This window comes from Brevundimonas sp., assembly GCF_036400995.1.
GTDB lineage: Bacteria > Pseudomonadota > Alphaproteobacteria > Caulobacterales > Caulobacteraceae > Brevundimonas.
Window position 1 is genome coordinate 66,729 of record NZ_DASWWG010000059.1, and the last position, 14,434, is coordinate 81,162.

Here is a 14,434-nt window from a genome sequence, read left to right on the forward strand (position 1 = left end):
GGCGCTTCAGGGCAGTGGTGGCGGCGATTTCAGGATTTCAGGGCTCTAAGGAAGAGGGTGAGATATGAGATCACCTGTGGAGCGAGGCTCGCACCCTCGATCCACGTCCAGGCGACCAGCGGGGCGATCTCAGAGATCATCATGCAGGTCGCCCTCCGTGGCCTCACGAGCGGCTCCGAGGATGTTGTCGACCTCGACCTTGCCGATGATCCCCTTCGCGCCAGCCATGCGGAACTGCCCGGAAATCCAGCCGGCCGACGGGGGTGACCCAAGGGTAGGCCAGAGGTGTTCCGGCAGGGCCGCCCCTACGGCCGCCCGGGTCGTGAACCGGCCGGTTCGGGTCAGCGCCGCCAGCGCGTTCAGGACCTCGTCCTGCGGCATCTCCGAGGACCACCGAAGGACCCCTGCGGTCTCCTTGAGGTGAACCAGCCGGTCCCCGACGGACGCATCGCGACGGCCCCGGAACTTGGACCACTCGATGTTGAACCGGGCCGTCCCGCTGGCGTCGAGGGCGTCCGCTCCCGGCTCCTTGGTCAGGCCGATGATCGCCTCGAAGGTGGTGGCCAGCATCGAACTGCCCCGATAAGCGCGACCGGACTTGCCCGAGTGGTGCACCACGACCGTGGCGATCCGCGCCTGTTTGAGCCGGGTCAGCAGCCGGACGACCCGCTGAGTCTCGGCCGCCCCGTTCTCGTCGTCCATGGTCGCCAGGGTCGAGAGGTTGTCGAGGATGACGAGGTCGGGCTGATAGCTGCGGATCAGGGACAGGACCTGATCCTGCTGGTTCTCCGCGCCGAAGTCGGGGAACGGGGTGTCGGGGCACTGGTGGTGCCGCGCGAGGATCATGAGGTTGGCTCGGGCGGCCGCAAGGTCGATGCCCTCGACGGACGCCGCAAGGGACCCGAGACGGGCCTTGAGGTCATCCAAGGGCATCTCGCCGTCAATGAAGAGGACGCGGGCGGGGCGCGGCGCGGTCCAGCCAAGAAGCGAGCCGCCGCCAGCGATGGCGAGCGCGAGGGACAGGGTCAGCATGGTCTTGCCCACGCCGGGCGCGGCCCAGACGAGGACGGACTCCTGTTCACGCAGCCAGGGCGACAAAAGCCAACGCCGCTCGGGCATAGGGGTGTCCAGCAGGACACCAAGGTCGATGCTGAGAAGGGTGGGTGGGTTGGTTTCAGGCATAGGGTCTCCAGCCCGTGGCGGATTGGCCTACGGGAGATCAGAAAGCAGGGGTGAGAGGGGGGGGGAGACGGCGAGCGAGCGCTGCGGCTCCTATAGGGCAACCTATTTCGCTGCGAGGACGCTGACGTGTCCAAGGGTGGCGGAAAAAGATGGCCTCTCTCAAGGATGAGGCCAAAACGGCGCAACGTTATCCAAGGGTGCGTGAAAAAGATTCCGGGCCCAAGGGTGGGATAAAAACGCCCTTCCCCACACGACCGATTCCGACGCACCCGTCTTGCACCACGTCGCGCTTGCCCGTGGGTGCGCCCCGCGTGCTATTCGGGATGTTCGGGAGGAAGCGCATGAACCACCAGTCTTTGTCGGCCTTTATCTGGTCGGTCGCCGACCTGCTGCGCGGCGACTACAAGCAGTCCGACTACGGCAAGGTGATCCTGCCCTTCACGGTGCTGCGCCGCCTGGACTGCGTGCTGGAGGCGACGAAGCCGGCCGTGCTAGCGGAGCTGGAGAAGCGCGAGGCTGAAGGCGTCACGGCCGAGCCGTTCCTGCGCCGGGCCGCGAAGCAGAGCTTCTACAACACGTCCAAGCTGGACATGACCAAGCTGGTCGGGGACGCCGACCACATCTCCCAGAACCTGTACGCCTACATCCAGGCCTTCTCGCCGGAAGTGCGCGACATCTTCGAGCGGTTCGAGTTCGCCACCCAGGTCGACCGGCTGGCCAAGGCCGGACTGCTGTACCAGGTGACCGAACGGTTCGCCCGGGTCGATCTGCACCCCGAGGCCGTCGATAACCACCAGATGGGCCTGGCGTTCGAGGAGCTGATCCGGCGCTTCGCCGAGCTGTCGAACGAGACGGCCGGGGAACACTTCACCCCGCGCGAGGTCATCAAGCTGATGGTGTCCCTGCTGTTCGTCGAGGACGACGACGCCCTGTCGAAACCCGGCGTGGTGCGGACCATCTACGATCCCACGGCGGGCACCGGGGGGATGCTGTCCGTCGCCGAGGAACAGCTGACCGGCCTCAATCCCGGCGCGCGTCTGACCATGTTCGGCCAGGAGCTGAACGATGAGTCCTACGCCATCTGCAAGGCAGACATGCTCATCAAGGGCCAGGACGTCGCCAACATCATGCCGGGCAACACCCTGTCCGACGACGGCCATCCGACCCGCAAATTCGACTACATGCTGTCCAACCCGCCGTTCGGCGTGGAATGGAAGAAGGTCGAGAAGGTCGTCCGCCAGGAGCACGAGCAACAGGGCTTCAACGGCCGGTTCGGCCCGGGCCTCCCCCGGGTGTCCGACGGGTCCCTGCTGTTCCTGATGCACCTGCTGTCGAAGATGCGGCCCGCGTCCGAGGGCGGCTGCCGCTTCGGCATCGTCCTGAACGGCTCGCCCCTGTTCACGGGCGGGGCGGGCTCGGGCGAGAGCGAGATCCGGCGTTACCTGCTGGAGAGCGACCTGGTCGAGGCCATCGTCGCCCTGCCGACCGACATGTTCTACAACACCGGCATCGCCACCTATGTCTGGATCGTCTCGAACCGGAAGCCCGCGCACCGCAAGGGCCAACTCCAGCTGATCGACGCCAGCGCCTTCTGGAAGAAGATGCGGAAGTCTCTCGGCTCCAAGCGGCGCGAGATGTCCGACGACGACATCACCACCGTGACCCGCCTGTTCGGCGATTTCCAGGCGGCCCAATTGGCGACCGTCACGGACGCCGGTGGTAAGGAGGTCACCCGCGAGGTGGTGATCAACGGGGAGGCCCCGCCCGCCGCGCCCGAGGGCGGCAAGGTGAAGTTGCAGCCCCTGTCGCGCGTCTTCGACAATGAAGCCTTCGGCTACCGCACCATCACCGTCGAACGCCCGCTGCTGGACGACCAGGAGCGGCCGGTGGTCGGCCTGAAGGGCAAGGCCAAGGGCAAGCCGATGCCTGACAGCGCCCTGCGCGACACCGAGAACGTGCCGCTGGCGGAGAGCGTCGACTCCTACTTCAAGCGCGAGGTCCTGCCCCATGCGCCCGAAGCCTGGATCGACGAGAGCAAGACCAAGATCGGCTACGAAATCCCGTTCAACCGACACTTCTATGTGTTCGAGCCGCCGCGCGATCTGGCCGAGATTGACGCTGACCTGCTGACCGTCACCGACCAGATCAAGGCGATGATCGAGGGGCTGGTGGCGTGAGCACAAGCCCATACCCGGCCTACCGCGCGGCGCGTTCTGAGTGGCTGGATTTCATTCCTGCTCACTGGAGCGAGGGCACGCTCCGTTGGCTTTCAAAGCGCTACGCCGGGGGCACTCCGGACAAGACGCGGGAAGACTACTGGACCGACGGCACTATCCCGTGGCTCAACTCCGGCAGCGTAAACCAAGGGCTCATCCGGGTGCCTTCCGCGTTCATCACCGAGGATGCCTTCGCCAACAGTAGCGCCCGCTGGGTTCCCGCCGGAGCCTTGGTCATGGCGCTTGCTGGTCAAGGAAAGACAAAAGGGATGGTGGCGCAGTTGGGGCTGCCGTCGACTTGTAACCAGTCAATGGCGGCAATCGTACCGAGTGCCGAACTCGAAGCCCGATTTCTCTTCTGGTGGCTGAACTCGAACTATCAAAACCTGCGAAACATGGCTGGCGGTGACAACCGAGACGGCCTCAACCTTGAACTCCTAGGTAACGTGGGCTGCCCGATCCCTCCGCTTGAAGAACAAGCAGCTATCGCCGCCTTCCTCGACCGGGAGACCAGCAAGATCGATGCGCTGGTGGAGGCGCAGCGGCGGCTGATCGAACTGCTGAAGGAGAAGCGGCAGGCTGTCATCTCCCACGCCGTTACCAAGGGCCTCGACCCCGCCGCACCGATGAAGGACTCCGGCGTCGAATGGCTGGGCCAGGTTCCGGCGCATTGGGAGGTGAAGGCACTCAAACACGTTGGCGAGTTCAACGCCGGAGCGGGCTTCCCTGACGCGGAGCAGGGTCTCCAGTTTGAGGAACTCCCGTTCTACAAGGTCAATGCACTCGCCCTCGCTGACCCGGACGATTTTCTCACAACCGGCGAAAATACTGTTTCGCGCGAGACCGCCAAGCGACTCGGCGCGTACGTGTTCCCCGCAGACTCCATCGTTTTCGCCAAGATCGGCGCCGCACTCTTGCTCGGTCGGTTGAGGCGATTGCCGGCTCCCGCCTGCCTCGACAACAACATGATGGGCCTGACAGTACACGCCGGCAATGACCTAGAGTTCGTCCGAAGCGCTATGAGCTTGGTGAAATTCGACCTGATCTCAAACCCCGGAACGGTGCCCTCGCTAAACAAGGGGCAGATCGCAAACGCTGTCATCGCTGTTCCGCCACTCATAGAGCAGGAGGCGATCTCCATTCACCTTCAACAGACGGCGTTCCGATACCGGGAGCTCAGCACCCAGGCCGACGCTGCTATCAGCCTTCTCCAAGAGCGCCGCGCCGCCCTGATCTCCGCCGCCGTCACAGGCAAGATCGACGTGCGCGGCATTGCGCCCGAACAGGCGGAAGCGGCATGAGCGCGGGCGTTCTGGGTCGGTCTCTCGAACTCTACTTCATCGACGGCCGCCCGGATGGGATGCTGACCGCCGAGGTATTCAACTGGACCGGCCACGTCCTGGTCACGCCGCGCACCCGGCTGAAGGAGGCGCTGGCGCGGACGCAGTCGTCTTTCACCGGCGTCTATCTGCTGCTTGGCGAGAGGGACGGAAAGCCCCTAGCCTATATCGGCGAGGGCGAGGACATCGCCGCACGGATGCGGAGCCACGAGGCGGGCAAGGACTGGTGGACGACCGCCGTGCTGGTGACGTCGGCCGCGAACAACCTGCACAAGGCCCACGCGAAGTTCCTGGAGTCCCGCCTTGTTGAGGAGGCCCGCAAGGTCGGCGTCATGCCGCTCGACAACGGAAACACGCCGCCGCGCCCCGGACTGTCGGAGTCGGCGCGGGCGAATATGGAAGCCTTCCTCGACTACCTGTTCATGGTCCTGCCTGCCGTGCGGATCGACATGTTTGTCCAGAACGTGCGCCCGACGGGTCCAGTGGTTGTCGAGGCGACCGGGCGAGCGCCAGCAGCTCAAGGCCTGATTGTCTCGGACGCCACTGGTTTCCAACTCGAAAGCCGCAAGCACGGCCTGCGTGCCGACGCGCTGCTAATCGACGGAGAGTTCGTCGTGCAGGCCGGCTCGCTCGCCCAAGGTAAGGAAAACGTCGGGTCAGGCGTAGGATCATACTCCGAGCTCATCAAGGAGCTGGTGGCGACGGGAGTCCTCCTGCGACAGGGCGAGCATTACGTCTTCACCAGCAGCTACGCCTTCAGATCACCGAGCGCGGCTGGAGCCGTTGTGCTGGGCTACAACGTAAACGGGACAACCGTCTGGCGAACATCTACAGGCCTAACCTACAAGGACTGGGAAGCGGCGCAGTTGGCGAGCTGAGGGCAAGCCGAGGGGGGGGGAACGTGAGCGTCCACAAAGAGATCAGCTTCGAGGACGAAGTCTGCGCGCATCTGGCCGCCCACGGCTGGCTGTACGCGCCCGGCGACGCGGCCGGGCACGACCGCGGCCGCGCCCTGTTTCCCGCCGATCTGACCGCCTGGGTGCAGGCGACCCATCCGGCGGCCTGGGAGGCCCTGTCGAAGAGCCACGGGGCCGCTGCGGGGACGGTGTTGGCCGACAGGCTGCGCAAGTCGCTGGACGAGCGCGGGGTGCTGGACGTTCTGCGCAACGGCCTGGACATCGTCGGGGCCAAGGGGCGGCTGGCGATGGCGCAGTTTAAGCCCGCCATGGGCATGAACCCGGACATCACGGCGCGCTATGAGGCCAACCGCCTGCGCGTGGTTCGTCAGGTCCGGTATTCGACGGCCAACGAGAACAGCATCGACCTGGTCCTGTACCTGAACGGCATCCCGGTCGCGACGGCCGAGCTGAAGACCGACTTCACCCAGAGCCTTCAGGACGCCATCGACCAATACCGGTTCGACCGGAACCCCAAGCCCAAAGGCCAAGCCGCCGAACCGCTACTCTCCTTTCCCGGGGGCGCGCTGGTCCACTTCGCGGTCAGCAACAGGGAAGTCGCGATGACGACCCGGCTGGAAGGCCCCGCCACGCGCTTCCTGCCTTTCAACCAGGGCAACCATGGCGGCAAGGGCAACCCCTCGGGCACTGGCGGGCACCCCACGGCCTACCTGTGGGAGCAGGTCTGGCAGCGCGACAGCTGGCTGGAGATCCTCGGGCGCTTCATGGTGACCCGAAAAGACGCCAAGAAGGCCATCACGGCGGTGATCTTCCCCCGCTATCACCAGTTGGACGCCACGCGGAAGCTGGCGGCCCAGGTGCTGAAGGAAGGCCCAGGCGGGCGGTTCCTGATCCAGCATTCGGCCGGGTCGGGGAAGACCAACTCCATCGCCTGGTCGGCCCATTTCCTGTCCGAGCTCCACGACGCCGACGACAAGAAGCTGTTCAGCAGCGTCATCGTGGTGTCGGACCGGAACGTCATCGACAGCCAGCTCCAGGAAGCCCTGTTCGACTTCCAGCGGACCACCGGCGTGGTCGAGACGATCAAGAGCGAGGGCGGGTCGAAGAGCAACCAGCTGGCCAAGGCCCTGGCGGACGGCAAGAAGATCATCGTCTGCACCATCCAGACCTTCCCCTTCGCCCTGGAAGCCGTGCAGCAGTTGGCGGCGACCGAGGGCAAGGCCTTCGCCGTCATCGCCGACGAGGCCCATTCCAGCCAGACCGGCGAGGCTGCGTCCAAGCTGAAGGAGATGCTGTCCGCCGCCGAGGCCGCCGAACTGGCGGACGGGGGCGAGGTGTCGAACGAGGACATCCTGGCCGCCAAGATGGCCGGACGCGCCGACGACAAGGGCATCACCTACGTCGCCTTTACCGCCACCCCGAAGGCCAAGACGATGGAGCTGTTCGGGCGCAAGGGCGACGACGGCCTGCCGACGCCGTTCCACGTCTATTCGATGCGCCAGGCTATCGAGGAAGGCTTCATCCTCGACGTCCTGAAGAACTACACCCCCTACAAGCTGGCCTTCCGCCTGGCCCACGACGGGCAGGACTGGGACGAGAAGGAGGTCGAGAAGTCGGCCGCCAACAAGGCCATCATGAAGTGGGTCCAGCTGCACCCCTGGAACATCAGCCAGAAGGTCCAGATCGTCGTCGAGCACTACCGCGAGAACGTCCAGCCGCTTCTGGACGGCAAGGCGAAGGCGATGGTCGTGCTGGGCAGCCGCATCGAGGCGGTGCGCTGGCAGCTGGCGATCCAGAAATACATCAAGGAGAAGGGTTACTCACTGGGGACCCTGGTCGCCTTCTCCGGCGAGGTGAACGACAAGGAGTCCGGGGGCGAGCCCTTCACCGAGGCCAGCAAGGAGCTGAACGCCGGACTGAAGGGTCGGGACATCCGCGACGCTTTCGACGGCCCCGAGTTCCACCTGCTGCTGGTCGCCAACAAGTTCCAGACCGGGTTCGACCAGCCCAAGCTGTGTGGCATGTACGTTGACCGGCGACTGGCGGGCATCCAGGCGGTGCAGACCCTGTCGCGCCTGAACCGCGCCTACCCGAACAAGGACACGACCTACATCCTGGACTTCGTGAACAGCTCCGAAGAAGTCCTGACCGCCTTCAAGACCTACTACGAGACGGCCGAGCTGGAGAGCGCGACCGACCCGAACCTGATCTTCGACCTGCGCGCCAAGCTGGACGCCGTGGGCCACTATGACGACCACGAGGTCGAGCGTGTGGTCAAGGTCGAGCTGGACCCCAAGGCGACCCAGGGGCAGCTCATCTCGGCCCTGGAGCCGGTCGCCGACCGCATCCTGAAGGCTTACAACGGCGCCAAGCAGGCCCTGACCACCGCCCTGGCGACAGAAAACGAACAGGGCGCGGCCGACGCTCGGGACCACATGTCCGCCCTGGAGCTGTTCAAGGGCGACATGGGCGCGTTCATGCGCCTCTACAGCTTCCTCAGCCAGATCATCGACTACGGGAACACCGACGTCGAAAAGCGGGCGATCTTCTATCGCCGTCTGCTGCCGCTGCTGGTGTTCGGCCGCGAGCGCGAGGGCGTTGACCTCAGCGGGGTGAAGCTGACCCACCATGCGCTGAAGAATGAAGGCAAGCGCGACCTGACCTATGCGGCAGGCGAAGCCCCCAAGCTCCCCGGGGTGTCCGAGGTCGGGTCCGGCGGCATCCACGAGAAGGAGAAAGCCCTTCTCGACGAGATCATCGCCCGGGTGAACGACCTGTTCGAGGGCGAGATCACAGACGACGACAAGCTCGTCTACGTGAACAACGTCATCAAGGGGAAGCTGCTGGAGTCGGACGAGCTGGTGCTCCAGGCGACCAACAACTCGAAGGCCCAGTTCTCCAACTCCCCGACCCTGACCACCGAGATCATGAACGCGGTGATGGACGCCCTGGCCGCGCACCACGCCATGAGCAAGCAGGCGCTCGACTCCGCCAAGGTCCGCGAGGACATGAAGGACGTCCTGTTGGGACCAGGCCAACTCTGGGAGGCGCTGAGGGCGCGCGGAGGACGGCCCGAGGACTGACGGTTACCCCTTGAGGGCGACCACGTTGTCAGTCTTCGGCTTGCCCTTCATCGCCTCGCGGATGCCCTTGCGGTTGGCGTCCTGAAGCTCCCGAAGCCGCGCGTTCTCGGCCGCGTGCACATACTTCATCGACGTGGCGATGTCCGCGTGGCCGCCCGTATTGCGGATATCGATGGCCGACGCGCCTGCCTCCGCCATGCGGGTCAGGAAGGTGTGCCGGAAGGAGTGCAGAACCCCCCGGGTGACACCGGCGGCTTCCTTGATCCGCGCCCAAGGCTTCTGCAGCTTGTCCTTCGGGCCGCTGCCCTTGGCGTTCGGGAACACCCATCGCGTCGAGATGAACGGAGCGTCGTGCCGCCATACAGACAGGAGCGCCACCGTATCCGGGTCGAGCGTATAGGTATGGGGCTTTCCACCCTTCATCCGCGCCGCCGGAATACGCCAGGCGGGGCTGTCCTCGTTGAAGTCGAACTCGGACCATTCCGCCGCGAGAACTTCCCCGACCCGCGCGCCGGTGACCATCAAAAGCGTTAGCGCCGTCCGCGCCCAGACCTCCCGTTCTTTGCCGATGGCCCCCGCGATCCTGGCGAGTTCGTCATCGGTGAAGGCCACGTCACGCGCGTTCTCACGGTACTTCCTGATCCCCGCGACGGGGTTATCGGCGCGCAACTCGTTCTCGACGGCGAAGGAGAACATGACCGACAACAGCGCCGTGACCCGGTTGGCGGTGGTGCGCTTCGCCCCCATCGCGCCGATGACCGTGTTGATGTCCCGGCGCATCACCTCGGACACCTTCATCCGGCCCAGGTGCGGCTTGGCGTGGCTGTTCCAGTTGCGACGATACTCCGCCACCGTTCGAGGGCGGTTCTTGATCTTGAGCCGGTCGCGTTCGTACCGCTCCCAGAGATCGTCCATAGTGGGAGCGGCCGCCCAATCCAGCCGCGCCTTCCGAGGATCAGCCCCACCGCTGACCGCAACGAAATGATCGTTCGCTAGCTTTCGCGCCTGATCCGCAGTCAACTCGCTCGTCTTGCCGAGGGTGACGACGGGACGGGTCCCGTCCGCACGCCGATACTGGAAGCGATAGACCGCCTCGCCTCGCTTCGTAACCCGAACGTGGAAGCCGCGCAGATCGCTGTCCCGGACGTCGAAGTCGGTCCCGTTCGGCCGGATGGCGTTCACCGTCCGGGCTGAAAGTCTGACCGTGTAGCTGCCCGCCATCGGCTGTCCTGTGGTGCTGTTGTGGTGCACTGTGGTGCAGTATGGCAGCGTAACTAGGAGCGCCCAGAGTCGGCGTCAATCCAGCAGATGTCCGTTTTTACTGACCTTTTCGTAGATCGCCGTAACCGCTCGCATCTTCAAACCCTAACTACGAATCTGAGGGTCAGGAGTTCGAATCTCTTCGGGTGCGCCACTCTCTCCTCTTCCTTCCGGAAGACGGAGCCTTCCCTGAAAATCTGAAGTCGCCGCCCTGGACCGGGGCCGCTTTCGCGCATCCGCTCCCCTGCGACCGGACGCGCGAGAAAAGTCGCGCGCGCGTCACTTGCAAAGACGGACTGATCACGGCAGGTTCGGTTACGCAAGTGACGGAGGAAATGATGACGGTCGTACCGTTGCACCACAGGGCGTCCACCAGTCCGGCCCACCGGCCGGCGATCAGCATCCGCGAACTGTCCGCCCGCACCGGGGCGACCCTGCGGGCGCTGCGCCACTATGAGGACATCGGCCTGCTGACCGCCGGGCGTCGTCCGTCGGGCGCCCGCTGCTATGACGTCGACCAGCGCGAGCGGGCGGCCCTGATCGCCCGGCTGCGCCGCCTGGGCATGCCGACGCCCGACATTCACGCCGCCCTCTCCGCCGCCGACGACGGTCAGGGCGTGGCCCGCTTCCTCGACGCCGAGCTCGCCGCCGCCGCGGCCCGCATGGAGGACCTTCGCGCCGCCCTGGCCGAACTGGAGACCGACGGGCTGGACGGGCTGGGCTCCGGCAGCTCCCCCGTTTCGGTCGCCACCGTCGATCGCTCGGCCCGGCTGCGCCATGTCCGCTGAAGGCAAGCTTTCCCGACGCCTTGAGGGGCGTCACGTCCTGATCACCGGCGCCTCGTCCGGGATCGGCGAGCATCTGGCCCGGGTCGCCGCGCGCGAGGGCGCGAAGGTCACCGTCGCCGCCCGCCGCACCGACCGTCTGGCCAGTCTGGTCGGGGGCATCCGCGCCGACGGCGGCGAGGCCTTCGCCGTCGCCATGGACGTCGCCGACGAAACCAGCGTCATCGCCGGCGTCGCCGCCGCCGAACAGGCGCTGGGCCCGCTGCACACCGCCTACGCCAACGCCGGGATCGGCCTGCCGGGCCTCGCGCTCGACGCGCCGGTGGCCGAGTTCGACCAGATGTTCACCGTCAATGTGCGCGGCGCCTTCCTGACCGCGCGCGAGGCGGCGCGGGCCTTCAGGGCCAACGGGACGGCCGACGCCGGGCGCGGCCGCATCGTCCTGATCGCCTCCATCGGCGCCCAGCTGCAATTGCCCGGCCTGACCGGCTACTGCGCCTCCAAGGCGGCGGTCGTGTCGCTGGCCAAGGGGCTGGCGCGCGAGTGGGCGCGCGAGGGGATCAACGTCAACGCCGTCTGCCCGGGCTATCTGGAGACGGAGATGAATTCCGACTGGTTCTCCAGCCCCGGCGGCGAGAAGCAGATCAGGGGCTTCCCCCGCCGCCGCCTGATGCCGGGCGACGGGCTGGACCCGACCCTGATCCTGCTGGGGTCCGACGAGGCCGCGCCGATCACCGGCGGCGTCTTCGTCATCGACGACGGCCAGTCTCTCTGAGTGATGTGTCCATGAGTGAAGATGCAGGCGTGCGCGCCGGGTTCGAGCTGGACGCCGGAGCGCTGGAAGCGTGGATGCAGGCGCGGATGAAGGTCCCGCCCGGCCCGCTGACGATCAGCCAGTTCTCGGGCGGCCAGTCCAATCCGACCTATGGGGTGACCGTAGGCGGCCTGAGCCTGGTGCTGCGCCGCAAGCCGCCGGGGCCGCTGCTCAAGGGCGCCCATGACGTGCTGCGCGAGGCGCGGGTCATGGGGGCGCTGGGCGAGGCGGGCTTCCCCGTCCCGCGCATCCTCGGCGTCTGCGAGGACCCGGAGGTGATCGGCACCGCCTTCTATCTGATGGCCCATGTGGAGGGCCGGATCGTCTGGGACCCGGCGACCGACATCGCCGATCCGGGCGAGCGCGCCGCGACCTTCGACGCCATGAACGCGACCCTGGCGCGGCTGCACAGCCTCGACATCGATGCGCTGGGCCTGTCGGACTACGGCCGTCGCGGCGGCTTCGTCCAGCGCCAGACCGCCCTGTGGACCCGGCAGTATCGCGAGGATGTCGACGCCGGGCGCGACCAGCACATGGACCGGCTGGCCGACTGGCTAGGGGAGCGGGACCTGCCCGACGAGACCTCGGTCATCCACGGCGACTTCCGCATCGACAACCTGATCCTCCACCCCGGCCGGCCCGAGGTCGCGGCGGTCATCGATTGGGAGCTGTCGACCCTCGGCCACCCGCTGGCCGACTTCGCCTATCACCTGATGATGTACCGGATGCCCGCGCATCTGGGCGGTCTGGCGGGGCGTGATCTTCAGGCGCTCGGCATCCCCGCGGAAGCGGACTACGTCGCCGCCTATGCGGAACGGACCGGGCGGAGCGCCCTGCCCGACCTCGACGTCTTCGTGGCCTTCAACATGTTCCGCTTCGCCGCCATCATCCACGGCATCCGGGGCCGGGTGATCCGCGGCAACGCCGTCTCGCCCAAGGCCCGCAAGCGCGCCGACGAATTCCCGGAACTGGCCCGGCTGGCTTGGGAGCAGGCGGTGAAGGCGGGAGCCCGCTAGGGCAGGATCACCCCGTCCCCACCCGCATACAGCCGCGCCACCTCCCCGGCCCGGCGACGCAGGACCATGGCCCGGTTGATCGAGCCCTTGTCCGACACCTCATGCCCCTCGACGTCCGGCGGCGTATCGAGGAACAACAGGCCCGCCAGCCGTTCACTCTGGCCGGTGTGGGTCGCGTTGTAGCGGCGCAGCCCCTCGGCCACGGCGGCGCCCATCCCGTCGCCCAGCCGCCGTTCCGCCTCCGGATCGGCCCAGGCCAGCACCCGCAGGTCCGCCTGCCCCTCGCCGCAGATGACCACGTCGCGGAACATCCCCGGCAGGGCCTCCAGCAGATCGGCGCGCAACCGTCCGGCGGCGACGAAGGTGCCGTTGGCCAGCTTGAACTGCTCCACCCGGCGCCCGGCGAAGAACAGGCCCAGCAGCGGCTGGTCCGGATCATGGAAGTCGGCCAGGTCGTCCATGCGCAGGAAACCGTCCTCGTCGAACGCCTCCTTCGTCCGCGCCTCGTCGCCGAAATAGCCGGGCGTCACGCTGGCCGCCCTGACCCTCACCTCGTAGGCGCCGTCCGCCGGGACCAGCTTCAACGCCGCGCCCGGCACCGGCAGACCGATGCCGACGCGCGTGCTCTCCCACCAGGTGTAGCTGATCGCCGACCCGGTCTCGGTCGAGCCGTAGCCGGACACGAACATGAACCTCTGCCCCGTCGTCGCCACCGCCAGCCGCTGCAGCCGGTCGTGCAGGGGCTGGGGCAGGCCCGCGCCGCCGAACAGCATGACGCGCAGCTCGCTGAAGAAGGTCCGGCGCAACTCTTCATCCGCCTCCAGCGCGTCGGCCAGCATGGCGTAGCCGCTCGGCATGGTGCCGTAGAAGCGGACCGGGACCTCCTTCAAATTCCGCAGGGTGGCGGCGAAGCCCGTCGCGGTGGGACGCCCGTCGTCGATGTGCAGGGTCCCGCCCAGCCAGGTGATGTTGGTCAGCAGGGAAGATCCCGCGATGTGGCTCCACGGCAGCCAGTCCAGCATGGTCCCGCCCCAGTCGAAGGCGTCGCCCATCGCCTGCGATCCGCTGGCGGTGTTGCCGGTCATCATGGCCTGGGTGTGGATCACCGCCTTGGGCCGCCCGGTCGAGCCCGAGGTCAGCAGGTAGCGGGCGGGCGCGGTCGGATCGAGCGCCTCGACCGCCCGGCCGATCCCCTCCACATCGGGGCGCGACAGCACCTCGGCCATCGCCACCGTCCCGGCGGGGAAGGCCTCCGCCTCGGCGCTGGCGATCACCGCGTCGGCGGGCGCCACGGCCTGCGCCGCCCGCGCGAAGTCAGCCGTCTCGGCGAAGATCACCGCGGGCTTCACCAGATCGACCACGTGGCGCAGCCGCTCGAAGTCGGTGCTCAGCAGCGAATAGTTCACGCTGACCGAGCAGATCGGCACGCCCGCCGCCATCGCCCCGAACATCCACAGCGCATGGGTCGGGGTATTGCCGGACAGGACGAGGATCGACCGGTCGGCCGGAACGCCCCGGGCCTTCAGCCAGTTCGCGACCGCCGAGACATCACGCCGGGCCGCGCCGTAGGTCAGCCGCCGCCAGCCGTCCCCGTCACGCTCCGCGATCCAGGTCCTGTCGCCCTGCGTCTGCCCCCAGGACCAGAAGCGGCGCAGCAGGTTCTGCTCATAGGGTTCCAGCGGCGCCCTCGCCGACAGGATCAGGGTCCCGTCCTCGCGGCGGTCGATCTCAAGCCCGACATCGCCGAAGCGGATCGGCCGACAGGGGGCCTGATGAAAGTCCTCGACCGTATCCAGCACGCGCAACTCCCATACCGTCCGG

General features: G+C 66.9%; 9 protein-coding genes and 1 pseudogene. 7 read left to right on the plus strand and 3 right to left on the minus strand.

The window, feature by feature from the left end; all coding sequences use genetic code 11:
* Nucleotides 1-129: 129 nt before the first annotated feature.
* Complete coding sequence (locus VGE03_RS08840) at nt 130-1,182, minus strand: AAA family ATPase (protein WP_331046113.1); 1,053 nt, start codon at nt 1,180-1,182, stop codon at nt 130-132.
* A 341-nt stretch (nt 1,183-1,523) separates the two neighbouring features.
* Here VGE03_RS08840 and VGE03_RS08845 point away from each other — a divergent pair, with 341 nt between their 5' ends.
* The 4 genes and pseudogenes from VGE03_RS08845 to VGE03_RS08860 all read left to right on the plus strand — a co-directional run.
* Nucleotides 1,524-3,359 (plus strand): class I SAM-dependent DNA methyltransferase, encoded by a 1,836-nt coding sequence (locus VGE03_RS08845; RefSeq protein ID WP_331046114.1) that lies wholly within the window; start codon nt 1,524-1,526, stop codon nt 3,357-3,359.
* Entirely contained in the window at nt 3,356-4,699 is a 1,344-nt protein-coding gene (locus VGE03_RS08850) for a restriction endonuclease subunit S (protein WP_331046115.1), read from the plus strand. Before VGE03_RS08845 ends, VGE03_RS08850 begins: the two co-directional genes overlap by 4 nt.
* Complete coding sequence (locus tag VGE03_RS08855) at nt 4,696-5,616, plus strand: GIY-YIG nuclease family protein (protein WP_331046116.1); 921 nt, start codon at nt 4,696-4,698, stop codon at nt 5,614-5,616. The genes VGE03_RS08850 and VGE03_RS08855 overlap by 4 nt, the downstream gene beginning before the upstream one ends.
* Before the next feature lie 23 nt (nt 5,617-5,639).
* Nucleotides 5,640-8,459: pseudogene (locus tag VGE03_RS08860) on the plus strand (type I restriction endonuclease subunit R); the annotation flags it as partial.
* A 282-nt stretch (nt 8,460-8,741) separates the two neighbouring features.
* On the opposite strand, the gene VGE03_RS08865 reads toward VGE03_RS08860, so the two are convergent.
* Nucleotides 8,742-9,959, minus strand: coding sequence for a tyrosine-type recombinase/integrase (locus tag VGE03_RS08865; protein WP_331046117.1), 1,218 nt, complete (start codon nt 9,957-9,959; stop codon nt 8,742-8,744).
* 377 nt (nt 9,960-10,336) lie between these two features.
* Between VGE03_RS08865 and VGE03_RS08870 the strand changes: the two genes are divergently transcribed.
* From VGE03_RS08870 to VGE03_RS08880, 3 genes are read left to right on the plus strand one after another with little or no spacing between them, the layout of a single operon-like run.
* Nucleotides 10,337-10,786 carry a MerR family transcriptional regulator gene (locus tag VGE03_RS08870; RefSeq protein WP_331046118.1) on the plus strand — a complete coding sequence of 150 codons (450 nt, stop codon included), beginning with the start codon at nt 10,337-10,339 and terminating at the stop codon, nt 10,784-10,786.
* Entirely contained in the window at nt 10,776-11,558 is a 783-nt protein-coding gene (locus VGE03_RS08875; protein ID WP_331046119.1) for an SDR family NAD(P)-dependent oxidoreductase, read from the plus strand. Before VGE03_RS08870 ends, VGE03_RS08875 begins: the two co-directional genes overlap by 11 nt.
* Before the next feature lie 11 nt (nt 11,559-11,569).
* Nucleotides 11,570-12,613 (plus strand): phosphotransferase family protein, encoded by a 1,044-nt coding sequence (locus VGE03_RS08880; protein WP_331046120.1) that lies wholly within the window; start codon nt 11,570-11,572, stop codon nt 12,611-12,613.
* Here VGE03_RS08880 and VGE03_RS08885 read toward each other — a convergent pair.
* Nucleotides 12,610-14,412, minus strand: coding sequence for an AMP-binding protein (locus VGE03_RS08885; protein ID WP_331046121.1), 1,803 nt, complete (start codon nt 14,410-14,412; stop codon nt 12,610-12,612). The genes VGE03_RS08880 and VGE03_RS08885 overlap by 4 nt on opposite strands.
* Nucleotides 14,413-14,434 lie beyond the last annotated feature (22 nt).

What these genes read in the sequence shown, in the direction of transcription:
- VGE03_RS08840 (WP_331046113.1), bottom strand. Translation starts at nt 1,182, where the DNA reads ATGCCTGAAACCAACCCACCCACCCTTCTCAGCATCGACCTTGGTGTC.
- VGE03_RS08845 (WP_331046114.1), top strand. Translation starts at nt 1,524, where the DNA reads ATGAACCACCAGTCTTTGTCGGCCTTTATCTGGTCGGTCGCCGACCTG.
- VGE03_RS08855 (WP_331046116.1), top strand. Translation starts at nt 4,696, where the DNA reads ATGAGCGCGGGCGTTCTGGGTCGGTCTCTCGAACTCTACTTCATCGAC.
- VGE03_RS08865 (WP_331046117.1), bottom strand. Translation starts at nt 9,959, where the DNA reads ATGGCGGGCAGCTACACGGTCAGACTTTCAGCCCGGACGGTGAACGCC.
- VGE03_RS08870 (WP_331046118.1), top strand. Translation starts at nt 10,337, where the DNA reads ATGACGGTCGTACCGTTGCACCACAGGGCGTCCACCAGTCCGGCCCAC.
- VGE03_RS08875 (WP_331046119.1), top strand. Translation starts at nt 10,776, where the DNA reads ATGTCCGCTGAAGGCAAGCTTTCCCGACGCCTTGAGGGGCGTCACGTC.
- VGE03_RS08880 (WP_331046120.1), top strand. Translation starts at nt 11,570, where the DNA reads ATGAGTGAAGATGCAGGCGTGCGCGCCGGGTTCGAGCTGGACGCCGGA.